The organism is Flagellimonas alvinocaridis (assembly GCF_004916895.1).
Taxonomy (GTDB): domain Bacteria; phylum Bacteroidota; class Bacteroidia; order Flavobacteriales; family Flavobacteriaceae; genus Flagellimonas; species Flagellimonas alvinocaridis.
Genome location: NZ_SNTZ01000016.1, coordinates 40,510 through 56,633 on the forward strand (window position 1 = coordinate 40,510; position 16,124 = coordinate 56,633).

At 42.0% G+C, this 16,124-nt stretch carries 15 protein-coding genes; 8 read left to right on the forward strand and 7 right to left on the reverse strand.

What is annotated here, in order from left to right:
- The first annotated feature begins 105 nt into the window (after positions 1-105).
- Both EZV76_RS16010 and EZV76_RS16015 read left to right on the forward strand, forming a co-directional pair.
- Positions 106-447 carry a hypothetical protein gene (locus EZV76_RS16010; protein ID WP_136567560.1) on the forward strand — a complete coding sequence of 114 codons (342 nt, stop codon included), beginning with the start codon at positions 106-108 and terminating at the stop codon, positions 445-447.
- Positions 429-1,559: an HTTM domain-containing protein gene (locus tag EZV76_RS16015; protein ID WP_136567561.1), complete on the forward strand. Its 1,131-nt coding sequence runs from the start codon at positions 429-431 to the stop codon at positions 1,557-1,559. The genes EZV76_RS16010 and EZV76_RS16015 overlap by 19 nt, the downstream gene beginning before the upstream one ends.
- On the opposite strand, the gene EZV76_RS16020 is transcribed toward EZV76_RS16015, so the two are convergent.
- Positions 1,528-2,370 (reverse strand): 1,4-dihydroxy-2-naphthoyl-CoA synthase, encoded by an 843-nt coding sequence (locus EZV76_RS16020; protein WP_136567562.1) that lies wholly within the window; start codon positions 2,368-2,370, stop codon positions 1,528-1,530. The two genes, EZV76_RS16015 and EZV76_RS16020, sit on opposite strands and share 32 nt — an antisense overlap.
- Positions 2,371-2,555: 185 nt before the next feature.
- On the opposite strand from EZV76_RS16020, the gene EZV76_RS16025 reads away from it, so the two are divergent.
- From EZV76_RS16025 to EZV76_RS16035, 3 genes are all read left to right on the forward strand, one after another.
- Complete coding sequence (locus EZV76_RS16025; RefSeq protein ID WP_136567563.1) at positions 2,556-4,238, forward strand: N-acyl-D-amino-acid deacylase family protein; 1,683 nt, start codon at positions 2,556-2,558, stop codon at positions 4,236-4,238.
- Between the two features lie 38 nt (positions 4,239-4,276).
- The gene (locus EZV76_RS16030; protein ID WP_136567564.1) at positions 4,277-5,380 is read left to right on the forward strand and encodes a hypothetical protein; all 1,104 of its coding nucleotides are present in this window, start codon (positions 4,277-4,279) and stop codon (positions 5,378-5,380) included.
- A gap of 152 nt (positions 5,381-5,532) precedes the next feature.
- Positions 5,533-6,222 (forward strand): DUF8692 domain-containing protein, encoded by a 690-nt coding sequence (locus EZV76_RS16035; RefSeq protein WP_136567565.1) that lies wholly within the window; start codon positions 5,533-5,535, stop codon positions 6,220-6,222.
- A 2-nt stretch (positions 6,223-6,224) separates the two neighbouring features.
- Here the strand turns inward: EZV76_RS16035 and EZV76_RS16040 are convergent, their stop codons facing one another.
- Both EZV76_RS16040 and EZV76_RS16045 read right to left on the reverse strand, forming a co-directional pair.
- On the reverse strand, positions 6,225-7,457 hold the full coding sequence (locus tag EZV76_RS16040; protein ID WP_136567566.1) for a glycosyltransferase: 1,233 nt from the start codon (positions 7,455-7,457) through the stop codon (positions 6,225-6,227).
- Positions 7,458-7,459: 2 nt separating this feature from the next.
- The gene (locus EZV76_RS16045; RefSeq protein ID WP_136567567.1) at positions 7,460-8,971 is read right to left on the reverse strand and encodes a DEAD/DEAH box helicase; all 1,512 of its coding nucleotides are present in this window, start codon (positions 8,969-8,971) and stop codon (positions 7,460-7,462) included.
- Between the two features lie 236 nt (positions 8,972-9,207).
- Between EZV76_RS16045 and EZV76_RS16050 the strand changes: the two genes are divergently transcribed.
- Positions 9,208-10,071, forward strand: a complete 864-nt coding sequence (locus EZV76_RS16050) for a sigma-70 family RNA polymerase sigma factor (RefSeq protein WP_136567568.1) — start codon at positions 9,208-9,210, stop codon at positions 10,069-10,071.
- Positions 10,072-10,508: 437 nt separating this feature from the next.
- On the opposite strand, the gene EZV76_RS16055 is transcribed toward EZV76_RS16050, so the two are convergent.
- Both EZV76_RS16055 and EZV76_RS16060 read right to left on the reverse strand, forming a co-directional pair.
- On the reverse strand, positions 10,509-10,862 hold the full coding sequence (locus EZV76_RS16055; protein WP_136567569.1) for a hypothetical protein: 354 nt from the start codon (positions 10,860-10,862) through the stop codon (positions 10,509-10,511).
- A gap of 10 nt (positions 10,863-10,872) precedes the next feature.
- Positions 10,873-11,640: a hypothetical protein gene (locus EZV76_RS16060; RefSeq protein ID WP_136567570.1), complete on the reverse strand. Its 768-nt coding sequence runs from the start codon at positions 11,638-11,640 to the stop codon at positions 10,873-10,875.
- 125 nt (positions 11,641-11,765) lie between these two features.
- Between EZV76_RS16060 and EZV76_RS16065 the strand changes: the two genes are divergently transcribed.
- Positions 11,766-13,049 (forward strand): dipeptidase, encoded by a 1,284-nt coding sequence (locus EZV76_RS16065; protein ID WP_136567571.1) that lies wholly within the window; start codon positions 11,766-11,768, stop codon positions 13,047-13,049.
- 3 nt (positions 13,050-13,052) lie between these two features.
- Here EZV76_RS16065 and EZV76_RS16070 read toward each other — a convergent pair whose 3' ends face one another.
- Both EZV76_RS16070 and EZV76_RS16075 read right to left on the reverse strand, forming a co-directional pair.
- On the reverse strand, positions 13,053-13,463 hold the full coding sequence (locus EZV76_RS16070) for an acyl-CoA thioesterase (RefSeq protein WP_136567572.1): 411 nt from the start codon (positions 13,461-13,463) through the stop codon (positions 13,053-13,055).
- Positions 13,464-13,632: 169 nt separating this feature from the next.
- Positions 13,633-14,529, reverse strand: coding sequence for a DUF72 domain-containing protein (locus EZV76_RS16075; protein WP_136567573.1), 897 nt, complete (start codon positions 14,527-14,529; stop codon positions 13,633-13,635).
- A gap of 208 nt (positions 14,530-14,737) precedes the next feature.
- Between EZV76_RS16075 and EZV76_RS16080 the strand changes: the two genes are divergently transcribed.
- Positions 14,738-15,856 (forward strand): serine hydrolase domain-containing protein, encoded by a 1,119-nt coding sequence (locus tag EZV76_RS16080; RefSeq protein WP_161594434.1) that lies wholly within the window; start codon positions 14,738-14,740, stop codon positions 15,854-15,856.
- The last annotated feature ends 268 nt before the right edge of the window (positions 15,857-16,124 follow it).

Genomic DNA, 16,124 nt, shown 5'->3' on the forward strand with positions numbered 1-16,124 from the left:
TTCGAAAGTAAATTTTTTCATTTTCATATAGTGTTCTCGTAAAAGAGTCTTGACCCAAGTGGCAAGGCTCTTTTTGGTTTATACAAGGATTCATAATATATATACATGAGAATTGGATTAGTCTTAGCCTGGTTGTTCATAGCTTCCCAAGTTGTTCTTATTGTTTATTCAAGGTTTATTCCCGAACGTTTTTTCTGTTGGGCCCCTTTTGATGAACAGACCGTTTATACAATAAATGTTGTTATAGATGGGGATTCGTTATCCATGGAGGAGGTCGAAAAAAGATATAGATACAGTCCAGATGCCATAGAACCTAGGGCTATAGATAACATTTTTTCCATCGTGGAACAGTATGAAAAAACATATGGTAAAACTGACAATGCCAAAGTGAGCATAACATATTCAACTAACGGACATCCTTCAAAAACATGGTACTATCCTCAATAGAACAAAACTACCCTTGGCTTCCAAAATTTTATCCGTGGCGCAGTGACACTACTGAAAGGCGTTGGAACATTTTGGTCATGTGCAAACTGCTTTTGGTTATTCTAATTCTAAATGGGTTTATTTGGAAAATCGGCGACCCCTATATTCCGCATTTGTCATTTTTGGACATGTTCCAAGACTTCCCGGGTACGTATAAAACCGCAATGCGGGTTGCCTTTGCCATACCTGCGGGATTTTTGCTCATTAATTACAAACCACGATTGATGTGTTTTATTTTAGGAATTGCCATTATACTGATTTTATTGGCATCCAAAAGCATTTTCAGGAACCACATTTTTATTTGCGCCTGTGTCTTTTTAATGTCATCCATCTATAAAAAGGGAGACATTCCCCGTCTTATTTTCATTCAATTGGGAATTGTTTATATAGGTGCAGCTGTCAACAAGCTTTTTCATGTTGACTGGTGGAATGGACTTTATATGCACAACTGGATGGGCATTCTTATGGAAAACAAGCCGTATTTGCTAATTTTCAATAAAACAGAAAATCTGGTCTTTGCCCAAGCACTGTCATGGTTTTCCATGTTTTTGGAAGTGGTGATTGGGATATTCTTGTTCACCAAACGATTTAGGAATACAGCGGTCTATCTGATTGTGTTTTTTCACTTGGTGCTGTTCACGGTGACCATGCAACGTTTTGGGCATTTCTTTGATGACATTGTCATTATTTTGATTGCTTTTGTCACTAAAGAATCCGTTCCCATGCAGGTTTATGCCAAAGGAGGATGGTATTCCCTGTCCATGTGGATAAAGAAGTTGTTTGATTGGAATCAAAAAATCACCATTAAGAATACAAACTCTGAAAGCTCTGAAGCCGGTCTTTTGGTTTCAACAGATACCCATGAGTATAGAAACCTTGGTGCGGTAACCCACCTTTTGTTTAGCAGTGGTGGATTCTTTATAATCTTTTTCTTTTTGGATTATTTTTTACAGCTATTTGTTGGCCATCCCGTGGAACACTACATATTGTCTGTTGTTTATTGGGGTATGCTAATAGTGTTTGTTTTAGGGAAGCAATCGATCAAGGAATCCAGTTATTCTTTCCAAAGTTAGGTTTGCGTTTTTCCAAAAACGCATTTCTACCTTCTTTGGCTTCCTCGGTCATATAGGCCAATCGGGTGGCTTCACCGGCAAATACCTGCTGACCAACCATGCCATCGTCGGTAAGGTTCATGGCAAACTTGAGCATCTTGATTGAAGTGGGCGACTTGGCCAAAACTTCCTGAGCCCATTCATAAGCAGTAGCTTCAAGTTCTTCATGGGGTACAACGGCGTTTACCATACCCATTTCATAGGCTTCTTGTGCCGAATAGTTTCGACCCAAGAAGAAAATTTCCCTAGCTTTCTTTTGTCCAACCATTTTAGCCAAATAAGCCGATCCATAACCACCATCAAAACTGGTCACATCAGCGTCTGTTTGTTTAAAAATGGCGTGTTCCTTACTGGCAAGAGTCATATCACATACCACATGTAGACTATGTCCACCTCCAACGGCCCAGCCTGGCACTACAGCAATGACAACCTTGGGCATAAAGCGGATGAGGCGCTGTACCTCCAAAATGTTCAAACGGTGATAGCCATCTTCACCCACATATCCTTGATGCCCCCTGGCCTTTTGGTCTCCGCCACTACAAAACGCCCATTTACCATCTTTGGTGGAAGGTCCTTCTGCCGAAAGTAGCACTACCCCTATGGATGTGTCCTCTTGGGCATCATAAAAAGCTTGGTAGAGCTCACTGGTTGTTTTTGGGCGAAACGCATTGCGTACATTGGGTCTGTTAAAGGCAATTCGGGCGACCCCATCACTTTTTTTATAGGTGATATCTTCAAATTCTTGGACAGTTTGCCAGTTAGGTGATTTCATAAATATGGTATTTGAAGCACAAAGTACGGTATTTTTAAAATTTATGGGACAGTGAACTATCAAGACTTTTCTAGCATAAGTCATCCATACAAAGGATTGGTTTTTCTTTTTTTACGCTATGCACTATGCAGATGGCATGAACATAAAATTCACTAAATTGGTTACCATCACTAAATAACCTAATTATGAAATTCAACCCAATAGCAATCCATGTCCTTGCTATCTTCCTATTTTTTAGCTGTTCCAAACCACAAAATTTTGATGTGCTCATAAAAAATGGCCGCATTGTGGACGGTTCTGGGAACCCTTCCTATTTTGGTGATTTGGGCATCAATGCCGATACGATTGCCGCAATTGGCAATCTAAAGAATGCTACTGGGAATACGGAGATTGACGCATCCGATTTGGTGGTGGCCCCTGGGTTCATCAATATGTTGAGTTGGGCAGTGGAATCTTTGATTGAGGACGGTCGGTCCATGGGAGACATCAAGCAAGGGGTTACCCTGGAAGTATTTGGGGAAGGGGTGTCCATGGGGCCCTTGAGTGAAAAAATGAAAAGACAGGAGCAAGAGAGTCAAGGCGATATAAAATATAATGTTAGCTGGACCACATTGAATGAGTACCTTGAATTCCTTACCCATAAAGGAGTTTCCCCCAATGTAGCCTCTTTTGTAGGCGCTACTACCCTACGGGTCCATACCGTAGGTTATGAGGATAGGGAACCCACCACCCAAGAATTGGATTCCATGAAAATTTTGGTAAAACAAGCTATGGAAGAAGGTGCTTTGGGCGTAGGCTCTTCCTTGATTTATGCCCCAGCATTTTATTCGAGCACGGAAGAACTGATAGAGCTTTGTAAAGTTGCGGCAGCCTACGACGGGATGTACATCAGCCATATGAGAAGTGAAGGAAGCAGGCTGTTGGAAAGTTTGGATGAATTGATCCAAATAGCCCATGAAGCTGGTATCCGTGCCGAAATCTATCATTTAAAACAAAGTGGCAAAGACAATTGGGTTAAGTTTGACGCAGTAGTTGCCAAAGTAGATTCGGCGAGGGCAAAAGGATTGAACATTACCGCAGATATGTACAATTATGTTGCAGGAGCCACAGGCTTGGATGCCTCCATGCCTCCTTGGGTCCAAGAAGGGGGATACGATAAATGGGCAGAACGTTTGCAAGACCCCACTATAAGAAAAAAGGTATTGGAAGAAATGGTGACCCCTACCGATGAATGGGAGAGTCTTATGCAGGCCGCTGGAGATCCGGAAAAAATATTGCTTGTAGGGTTTAAAAATGATTCACTCAAATATCTAACAGGGAAGACCCTCAAGGAAATTGCTGAAATGCGAGGGACCACACCAGAAGAAACTGCAATGGATTTGGTGGTACAGGATGGAAGCCGGGTGGGAACCATTTATTTTTTGATGTCGGAAGAGAATGTGAAAAAACAAATAGCGTTGCCGTGGATGAGTTTTGGTTCCGATGGGCAGTCCATGGCCGCGGAGGGTGTTTTTCTTGAATCGAGTACCCATCCTAGGGCTTATGGCAATTTCTCACGCTTGTTGGGCAAATATGTTCGGGATGAAAAAGTAATCCCGTTGGAAGAGGCTATTTATAAGCTTACTTCCCTTCCTGCAAACAATCTAAAAATTAAAAATCGTGGTGTATTGACTAGCGGCCATTATGCCGATGTGGTTTTGTTTGATCCAGAAAAAATTCAAGATCAGGCAACTTTTGAAAAACCCCATCAGTATGCAACGGGAATGGTGCATGTTTTTGTGAACGGAACCCAAGTGCTCAAGGATGGGGAACATACGGGCTCTTTCCCAGGGCGTGTGGTACGTGGACCTGGATACAATGGAAAATAGCTCGTAATAGCTGTCAAAGGATAAATAATTAAGATAAAATGAAAATAACGAAACGCTTTGCCCCTATTTTTTTGCTCTGCATGTGGCTAGGTATGGTTGCATCTTGCGCACAAAAAGCGGTAGAAACCGTTGAGATAAGAGGTGTTTATGGGAACCCCAAACCTTTATGGGACAAAGGGTATGACCTTAAGGAACTTGGGGTTAATGCGATATTTGTCCACAGTGGGTCCATCAACGCTGATATGATGAAAAGGGCAAAATCCGAAGGCATGAAGATATATGCCGAGTTTGCAACTTTAAATGGAAAAGGCTATGTGGAAGAGAACCCTGAAGCTTGGGCCATCAATGAGAAAGGCGAAAAAATAGAGGCTGCCACTTGGTTTATGGGGGTGTGTCCTACTGAACCAAGCTTCCGGAAGTTTCGGTTTGACCAACTTCGGGATTTACTTCTGGAGTTTGATTTGGATGGGGTTTGGATGGATTATGTACACTGGCATGCCCAGTTTGAAGACCCGGAACCCATATTGCCCGAGACTTGCTTTTGTGGCCATTGCCTTGACAGATTTTCAAAGGATGCCAAAATTGAAATTCCAGAAGGAACCACTGCTGAAAAAGCGGAGTGGATTCTGGAAAAACATGATAAATCTTGGCGGGATTGGCGTTGTAAGGTAATCTATGATTGGACCTATGAAATGAAAAAAATCATCAAAGAGGTTAGGCCTAATGCTCTTCTTGGGCTTTACCATTGTCCATGGAATGACGAGGAATTCGATGGCGCAAGACGCCGCATTTTAGGACTGGATTATGAACTATTGCGTGAAACCATAGATGTCTTTTCCCCCATGGTCTATCATGGCAGAATGGAAAGAGATTCCGATTGGGTGAAAGAAAATATCCTTTGGTTTAGCAACCAATTGGACATTAAGAAGGGTGAATATCCCAAAGTATGGCCTATTGTTCAAGCGCACAACAGCCCAGGAACAATTTCCCCGGAAGAGTTTGAAAATGTTCTAAGAGGAGGGCTCGCAGGTTCATCCAGCGGTGTGATGATGTTCACCACCTCTTCAGTTGCTGAGGACGAAGGCAAAACGACCGTGATGAAAAAAATATACATCAACCTAGAGGAAAAATCGGAAAATTGATTTTCATAGAAAGTTGGATAAATAAGGCACTAACTAGGCTGCTTTTTTTGCGGAAGGACATATAAGATTATTTTCAATATTTTTGCTTTTACGCAACTGAATTTGCAAGAAATTTCACAAAATATCGTTATACATTCCAAGTCAATGTTAAAATGAGTAGAAGTATTTCAATTAAAAAATTTGCATTTAAGATTACATCAATCAAATTACTGTTACTGATTATTTTTCCAGCCTTATTGATTCTTGGGGCAGCAGTTGCAATTAGTGTTAATTATCAAATACCGATTTCTACCTTTACAAAAGACACAGTTTCCTTGGGAGGTATACATCCAATTTCAGGGTTTCTTTCCAATCTAGGAATACTACTATGGTGTGTGGCAGGGACGAGTTGCAGTTTTGCGGCATTAATCCAACGCCATGCACTCTCGAAAGAAAAATTTCTATTCTTGATTTTTTCCGCCTTATTATCAGGGTATTTGCTGTTTGATGATTTGTTTTTATTTCATGAGGTTTTGGGCGGTACTATTGGGTTAAATGAAAATGTAACTATTATTCTCTTGGGAGCTGCAGTACTAACCTATCTGATAACTTTTAGAAAGGTAATCTTATTCCAAACAGATGTTTTCGTATTTATCCTTGCAATGGCATTTCTATCTCTATCGGTTCTGATGGATAAGATCATAAAACAATTCTTGATAAGTTGGATTGGTGATTGGCAAAATTTTGCTGAAGATGCTGCAAAGTGGATAGGTATTGTATTCTGGTGCAGTTATTTTGTTATTACATCATATCAGTTTTCGTCAAAAATTGCCGATCCAGCTCCATTGAGTAAGACAGAATAATGTCATGTGTTCTTCGCCTCAATCCATTTGGCCAAATATTTGCTGCTGGTTAAAGTATGGTGCTGCAACAATCGACCTATAAAGTTTTTATTGCGATGTTCTTCAAGGTTTTGATGGACACCATCCATGGCTTGCAGCAATCGGCTTTGCAAGGAATCCTTGTTAAACAGCGTATTGACCAATACCACTCCATCGGCTCGTGCCTCTTTCCATTGGACCGGGTTCTGATAGAGCGAAATCGCTGCTTGGGCAAAGGATTCCCAATCTCGGCAAATGGTTCCGTTCCAAGGCAAATTACCATGCATCCCTTCTGCCCCAATAGGTGTGGTGACACTTGGTGTTCCAAATTGCATGGCATCCAATAATTTGCCTTTGATTCCCGCACCAAACTGAAGTGGAGCCAATACAACACGGGTATTTTTCAAAATAGTGCCCATATCTTCAGCCCAACCTTTTACGAGAAATCCCTGATCGGGACGGTGCATTTCCATGATTTGTTGAGGCAGATAGGCTCCATAAACGTGGATTTGCGCATCGGGCAATTCTTTTCGGATAAGGGGCCATATTTTGGCCTTTAAGATTTTTATGGAATCTATATTGGGGGCATGTCTGCCATTGCCCACAACAACGAAGTCCCTACGGTCTTTAAATTTCGGCCATTTGAGAATCTCTTCTTTGGATATGTTTTCCACCATAAAAGGAAGGTGAAGCAGCAACTCATTTGGAATACCCAGCTTTTCTCGTAAAATTGATAGTTCATAGCTGGAAATCATCAACGAAATATCGGAGCGGTAGATACTGGCCACCTCCCTCAGGGTAACGGGGTGGGTTTTCCAAAGATCCAAATAAAATGTTTCCTGTTTTAGGTAAGCCTCTTCCCTAGCCTTTCGCAGTCCGTGTAGGTCTTCGGTATTTAGTATTCGGATAGCTCTGGGGACAAATTCAGCCACGCGCCATCCAAATTGCTCTTCAACCATAAATCGATCAAAGATTACCACATCAGGGGACAGTTCTGCTGCAAAGACATCAAAACTCGAATGGTTGAGCAAAATATCGACAGAAGTAATGCCCATGTTTTCCAAATCAAGGCTGTACTCCGTTTTCTGTGCGGTTGAAGCAAAGGTGATGTGATAACCAAACTTTTGAAAGACTTCCAGCAACTGCAGCATTCGGTGACCGGCTGCGGTGGTACTGGGCTCTGGCCATACATGACCTATGAACAGCGCCTTTTTCATGATTACATCAACGCAGCAAATTTTTTGGAAATGCTGGAACGCAGTTTACGTTCATAATCTTCCTCCAACCACTCTTTGTAGTTTTTGGTGTTGTTCATGATACAATAGGAATACTGTCGCACACGGTATGCAATTTCTTCCTTGAGTTCTTTGGCCAAGATACGGGCATCAAACACATCTTCACTGTTCTCTACACAGATTTGGGCATGCTGTTCAATACTCCGCTCCAGAACCTCTTTGGATTTTTTCCCCTGGGCAAAGACCTTTTTGTATTCCTCTTTGATATCGAATGTGATGTTTTCAGACTTGCTGAATTTAGCCCGTAGCTCATCGGGCATTTCGTAGACAAACTCACGCTCAATATCTTCATCATTTTTAATGTTCTCCAGATAAAAATCAGGAAAGTGAAAAATTTCCTGCCAATCCACAGGAGTGTCCCATGGCCCAAAACGGGCAATATTGTTCCCTAAATCAATAACATTGAACTCATCTTTGTGTGGCAATACCCTGGACCCTCTTCCTATCATCTGAAAATATAAAGTTAGGGAGCGGGTCGCCCTGTTCAGAATAATGGACTGCACAGTAGGCTCATCAAATCCTGTGGTTAAGATACTCACCGAGGTGAGGATGGCATCTGGGGTTTCCGCAAACCAATCCAAAATCTCCTTTCGTTCCGTAGCCGTATTCTTATTGTCCAGATGGCGAATGTTATATCCGGCCTTTTTAAAGGTCTCATACACATACAGGGAGGTATTGATCCCATTGTTGAATATCAAGGTCTTGGTGCCCTTGGCCACTTCTTCATAGGCGGTCAGTAACTTACCCAACATACTGTGGTTGCCATAGAACTCATCAGAAGATTTTACCGTGTAATCTCCGTGGATACCCAGTTTCAAGGTTTTTAGGCTTACATCATAGTTGTATAGATTGGCCTTGGCCAAGAAATTTTTCTCGATCAACGATTTTATGGACTCCCCAATGATCAAATGCTTGTAATGATCTTTCATGGGAAGTTTTATGTTGGAACTCAAAGGTGTTGCGGTTACGCCTAAAATGGTGGCCTTGTCAAAGTACCTGAAGAGTTTTCGGAACGAGTTGTAGTGGGCCTCATCTATAATTACAAGACCAATATTGTTGATGGTGACCTTCTCTTCCTGGAGCCTATTGTTCAGGGTTTCCACCATGGCCACAAAGCACATGTACTCATCTTGGTCATGCAGTTCCTTGACCTCACTACTGATGACTTTATTGGCAACCCCAAAACCGTGGAGCATTTGTGAGGTTTGTTTACTCAGCTCGATACGGTGGGTCAGTACAATGACCTTTTTACCTGTATTTTGAATGTATTTTCGGGTGATTTCGGAAAAAACCACCGTTTTTCCACCCCCGGTAGGAAGCTGATAAAGAATGTTTGTACCAGAGGGCAAATCATCCAAATGCTTGAAGATTTTTCTCAGGTCTTCTTGCTGGTAATTGTAAAGTGTTTTCTTTCTTACTGCTTTATCTACCTCCAATGGAAAATGATTTTTGGTTCTTGATCAACAAACCTTGCAAAATTAGCAGTTTTTTATAGTTAGGTGGAAAGTTACTGTCGCAATTCTATTAAGATACTATCAACAATGCCCTAGATCTGTAGTTTTAGCGGCTAATACTCATAACATTTGGATAACAATAACATTTAGCGTTTGGAAAATAGCCCATTATAATGTATTATGTAAGCTTATAACACTTTGAAAACCATTTTTTGAGCATGAGGCAATTAAAAATCATCAAGCAGGTAACCAACCGGGAGTCTAAATCATTGGATAAATATCTTCAGGACATCAGTAAGATTGATTTGATCACTGCCCAAGAAGAGGTTGAGTTGGCTCAGCGCATTAAGGCCGGCGATCAGGTTGCCCTTGAAAAATTGACCAATGCCAATCTTAGGTTTGTGGTCTCGGTTGCCAAGCAATACCAAAACCAAGGGTTAAAACTACCCGATTTGATCAATGAAGGCAATGTTGGTCTGGTAAAAGCCGCCAAACGTTTTGATGAGACCCGTGGATTCAAATTTATCTCTTATGCCGTATGGTGGATCAGACAGTCCATTTTGCAAGCCCTTGCTGAACAATCAAGAGTGGTCCGACTTCCCTTGAACAAGATTGGTTCCATCAATAAAATCAAAAAAACCTTTTCTTATCTGGAGCAGGCCCATGAACGACCACCTTCTGCCGAAGAAATTGCCAAAGAATTGGATATGACCGTTTCCGAGGTAAAACAATCCCTCCGAAACACAGGAAGACACGTATCCATGGATGCACCTTTAAAAGAGGGCGAAACATCCAACCTTTATGATGTGCTCAACGCTGGGGATTCGCCAAAACCGGATAGAGGGTTAATGCATCAATCCTTGAACACGGAAATCAACCGGGCACTGGACACCCTTTCGCCGCGGGAAGCTGATGTGGTTAGATTGTACTACGGCATCGGCAACCAACCTTCCATGACCCTTGAGGAGATAGGAAGTACATTTGACCTTACCCGTGAGCGTGTGAGGCAAATAAGGGAAAAGGCCATTAGAAAACTTAGGCACACTTCAAAAAGTAAAATATTGAAATCGTATTTAGGATAACATCTTAAATCACTACAAATAGAAAAGGGGATGTTTTTAACATCCCCTTTTCTATGATATCCACTTAAACTACTATGGAAAGCTCAGCTGATTGATATCAAAATCGACGAGCATATTGTTCAAATCCTGAATAAAATTAAGATATGCCGTGTTTTCGTGGTTAAGATTTTTCATGGTACAACGTTTGGTTAAACTATAAATAATCAAGCTCGGCAAGTTCGTTGATGCTCAAAATTTCGTTGAGCTCCTGCAAGAACGCCAAATATTCTTCTCCGTAGGTATCGTATAACATTGTGATTCGAGGGTTTAATGTTTGGGTCTTTGTTACTAACGTGAATCTATGGGAAAGATTATTGTGTACCAATAATTTGTGGTGAAATTCTGGATTGCAGTTGTGAAATGGACTATCTAAAGGATAAACAAAAAAGTGCCCCAAGTTATTCCGAATCAAGGATGTCCAAGGATACCCCAAACTCGAGGTCCGGGTCTATCTTGCTGGGACGAATATCGAATTCATCATAGATGAAACATAGGCTCATGGGGAGCCTTCTCCGTTCCCTTTCGCCGTCTACCCCCAACTTGGTTTCAAGTAGGGATCTTATCTCAAAGGCTTTGTTGCTGATCTTGGGATGGTCATGGCTTTCCAGTTCCTTGAGCAAGGGAATTTCCTTTTTGTCCCCTACCTCTTTTATTTCATCCAGCAACATGAGTTGGCACTCCAAGTCACTAGTGTGTTTAAGCAACGGATGAAAAATACTTTGTAGATAATCGGGAAGGGTCTGGTTTTCCATGATATGAACTTTACATGGTTCGGAGGATTTCCATTTCAAGATCTACCTGCTCCTGTACTTTGGGATATTCCATTAGAAACTGGTCGTACAAAAAAGCGTGGTGTTTAGAATCATTGTCTGTTCTACAGAGCATGAGGATTTCCTTCACGATTTCCAACAAACTGTTGGCTTTCATCATTTCCAGACTGGGGCGGACTTTCTGGCAGGCTAGATCTACTTGTTTATAACTTTCGTTTTCCAAGTGCACCTTTACGCTGCCAATAAATTCCATGAGGTTTTGTTTGAAGAGCCGTACCAACTCCTCCATAAGTTCCATCTGGCCCATGCAATCGTCTAAAATGGGCTGTAAATTGATTTTATGGGCCAAATGGCCAGGTTCTAGCTCTTTCTCAATAAATTGAAGGCTTTTGGATATGGGCAAGCCTTTGCCCAATCGCTCTGCCACCTGTTTCATGGCTTTTGCAATTTTCTGTTGTTCGCGGGACAAGCGGGTATTCTCCATGGCATCGATCAACGATAGAAACTCTTTTAGTTCGGTGGGTACATCATTCGTATCTCTTAGGGGTCTGTCGGAACCTTGGATGCCCACACTTTGGTAAATGCTTTCCAATTGCTTCATTTCAGGAACCCCAAAAACCTTGTTTTCGAGTCCGTACTTAAAGACTTCAAAAGACTTTTTCAGCTCACCGGCTTCCACAACGCCCAATTCCTCATACGAAAAGCTGCTGAGCCCAATTTCCAATTTTTCCAGATAGGTAAGTAATTCCCGAGTTCCCAAAGTTTGTTCAATTATTTATTTACCCTCTAAAAATCCGCATTGGATCAAGGGATTACAATTAATTGTTATGTAGCCCATGGATTTTGTTGTCAAATTGCTTTATTTGTAGGTGTAAACCACCAACTATGAAATACGCTTCCCTTTTGTGCGCTGTAAGCCTCTTTTTTTCATGCGCTGAAAAACAATCCAATAAAACTGAAACCTTGGAAGAAAAAGCCCGAAGAATCCATGATACCGTGATCACTGTGGATACCCATATCGACATCAATGTGAGAAACTTTACGGACAGTATCAACTATACCCAAAGACTTGAAAATCAGGTGAACCTGCCCAAGATGGAAGAAGGTGGTCTGGATGTGGCCTGGTTCATTGTCTACACAGGACAGGATTCCTTGAATGCCGATGGCTATGCCAAGGCTAAGGAGAATGCCATTTCCAAGTTTGAGGCCATCCATAGATTATGTGAAGATTATGCCCCGGACCGGATAGAATTGGCCTTGACTTCGGACGATGTGCGAAGGATTTCAGCAGCGGGCAAAAAAGCGGCCATGATCGGAGTGGAAAATGCCTATCCCCTTGGCGAGGACCTATCCCAGATAGCGGACTACCAAAAACGTGGGGCACGGTACATTTCCTTGGCCCATAACGGACACAGCCAGTTCAGTGATTCCAACACCGGCGAAGCGGACGATGTGTGGTTGCACAACGGACTCAGTGAGTTGGGAAAACAGGCCGTTGCCGAAATGAACCGAGTTGGGATTATGATTGATATTTCTCACCCTTCCAAAGAGGCCATAAAACAGATGATAGAACTGTCCAAAGCACCGGTGATCGCTTCGCATTCCTCTGCTAGGGCACTTTGCAACCATAGCCGTAATCTGGACGATGAACTGCTCCTTTTGTTGAAGGAAAATGGAGGAGTGGCCCAAACGGTGGCCTTCACTTCGTATTTGAGTACGGAAAAGAACGATGCCCGTGCGGCGTATATGAAAAGCGTCAACCAAAAAGCGGCTGATTCCCTAGGATTGAACTGGTACGAGCGCTCCGAATTTGGCTCTCTCAACAAGGATCAACAGGAGGAATTCATGGAAAACTATCCCAAAGTGACCAAATTGGGTGAGGAAATGGCGGCAAACGACCCCAATGTACCTCCAGCGGTAAATGTGTCTGATTTTGTGGACCATATCGACTATATGGTGAAACTCATTGGGATTGACCACGTGGGCATCAGCTCCGATTTTGATGGCGGTGGTGGTATCGAGGGCTGGTCCGATGCTTCGGAGACCTTCAATGTAACCTTGGAATTGGTAAAACGCGGTTATACCGAAGAAGAAATCGCCAAACTATGGGGCGGTAACCTTCTACGCGTCTTGGACGAGGTACAAGCCGTAGCAGCCACTATGGATTAAGGTCTAGGCCTTCTCTTCCTTTTCTTTTTGGGCCAAGCGGTCCTTAACGTATTCTATCTTGGTCTTGCCATGAGGTTTCGGGTTGCCGTTTTCGTCTAGGTTTACCATGATGATGTTGTCCACGGTAACAATACTCTCATGCGTCATCTTGTTCCGCACCTCGCAGTTCAACGAAATGGAGGTCACCCCAAATTTGATCACATCGATTCCAATCTCAATGATATCGCCCTCTTCGGCGGTGCTCATAAAATTGATTTCTGACATGTATTTGGTGACCACTTTTTTGTTTTCCAGTTGTATGATGCTGTACAGCGCGGCTTCTTCATCCACCCAGGCCAGCACCCTACCACCAAACAAGGTTCCGTTGGCGTTCAGGTCTTCTGGTTTTACCCATTTTCTAGTGTGAAATCGCATTATTGTAACATTTAGCGTTATATCTGTGATACAAAATTAGTCCAAATCACGGCCAGAACACTTCATTTTAGCACTCCTTTACGATGGAATTACGGATTTGAAACATTTCATTATCAGGGAATACGGACTCTGCAATTTTGCCCGTCAAAGATTCCACAATTGAAATTGCCTAGAACAAACGCTCCTGCGGACTGATGGTGGTCTTGGGGATGGCCATCCCACAATTTAGGGCAGGATTCAACTTTTCAATAAAATAGGCCGAAAGCAAGGGCGAGGCCAGCTCTAGGTTCTGGTGCACAAAAAAGTGGATGTTCTCCAATCCGAGTTCCTTCCAAGCGGTCAATCGGGTCACCCAATCGTCCAGTCGGGGATAATCTGTTTCGTGGTTGGCGCCCACGTAGCGCACAAAGGCCTCGTTGTTGGTAAGCCGCATGTGCATCAGGTCCCGCCGGCCCGCCGTGTCCACCAAAACATTGGCCATATTGTTCTCTTGCAACAGATGGTAAAGCTCTTGCGAAACCGTTTCATCGGTGAACCAATCCGTATGGCGGAACTCGAGTGCCAAGGGAAATTCCTTGGGCCAGTATTCTACAAAGCGCACTACCCTGTCCCAGTTCTTGGGGTTGAAGTTGTTGTGCATCTGCAAAAAAATGGTGCCCAATTTCTCCTTCAAGAGCGAGGTTACCTGCAAGTACTCGTCCACAATTCCATAAACTTGGTCGTTGAGACGTCGCAAATGGCTCACCGCATTGGTCATTTTGGGAAAAAACTTGAAACCCTCCGGGGTCTTGTCATACCACTTTTGGTATTGCTCTGCCGGAAAAATTCGGTAAAAGGTGGCGTTCAACTCAATACTGTTGAATTGGGTGGCGTAGTATTCCAGCTCGTCCTTGGTTCCACGGGGGTAAAAGTTCTTGAGGTCCTGCCGGTTCCATTTGGCGCAGCCCACATACACGTTGGGCACTCCCCCACCCTTGTATTGGGACAGTACCACGGCGGTGTCCGGGTGGTCTGGGGGGATGGTAAAATCAATAAGTTCCGGGTGGTCTACTTGGCCAAATTTCATGCGCAGGGATTTAGAAGCTTAAAAATATAAAAAAGCGGGCCAATGGCCTTGCCTTAAAATCTTTTGAAAATTCCTACATTTAGACAACCCTATGATGATATAACACTGTATGAGGGTTACGCTTATACAACCATTTTGGGAGTATAGCGATGTATTTAACATTTATATAAACAAGTTGTTACCAATTAAAACAAGTACTGTACTACAGATGAAATTAAAAATTTCAATATTGTTTCTTTTTTTATCGGCAATTTGTTTTGGACAGACCTTGTCTAAAATCAATTCGTTGATTGAAAAGGAATTGAAATCGGATAAAATTCCTGCAATTGCAGTAGCTGTAATTGAGAATGGAAAAGTTGTCCATTTAAGTGCTAACGGGTTTAGCGATTTGGAGAAAAAAGACAACGTAACAGTCAATACATCCTTTCAAATTGCTTCGGTTTCCAAAATAGTAACCAATTTAGCTGTATTTAAATTGGTGGAGCTAAACAAAATAGATTTGACAGCAGATATAAACCAGTATTTGCCTTTCGAGGTTAAAAACCCACATTTTCCAAACAACCAAATAACAGTTGGAGAATTATTAAACCATCGTTCTGGAATAAGAGACGATTACCAAATTTATGGTCCTTTATGGAGCGTACCAAAAGGTGACCCAAAAACCGAGCTGTCTGATTTTTTGGAAGACTATCTGGCTATAAACGGAAGACTTTACAAAAAAGAACACTTTGAAAATAAAGAGAGCTATAAATCTTTTGCTTATTCAAATACTGGATTTGCATTATTGGGACTTATTGTTGAGAATGTCTCAAATTCAACTTTTGAGGATTTTTGCCAACAGAATATTTTCAAACCAATGGCTATGGAAAATACAAGTTGGTTTTTAAAAAATTTAGATATCAAAAATATAGCCAAAACTTACACTAACAAAGATTCTACCGGACTTAAATTCAAAGGATACAATGGTTATCCAGATTATCCAGCAGGTCAACTTCGGACTTCTATATCAGATTTTTCAAAACTAATGACAGGCTATCTAACTTCCGAAAAATCGGAATTTATACTTAAAGGGCAAACAACCTATGAAATAACACCAACACCACAAATAGCGCAGAACGGATATTATACTTGGTTTATGACAGCAATGAACAACAACTTATATTATGTGCACGAAGGAAGTGACACTGGAGTGCAAACCATCATTGCAATAGATGTAAACTACAAAAATGGAATCATAATTTTTGTAAATACCGAACATAAATTGGGTTCATTATTGAATGCAATTGAAAACGAAATGTGGAAAAATAACCGGTTACAACAAAGATGACCATAAGTAATAGCTTATTCTCACATATCCTTCGGAAAGCTCAGGCCAGGCTTCTGAAAATCCGTGAGGATTTTCAGTTTGGTGTGTACTTGCAAAGTTGAATTCTAACCACGCAACTACTCATAGCCGTATTCCAAGATCAAATCCAAACTTATTTCAACCTTTTTCAAGCAGCGAATTTTTGTAAAACCACGTATGGTGTCCCTCTTTTAACCACAGAGAATGCCCTTGCCAAAAGTTTGTTCCTGACATTGTTCAAAGCAACCAT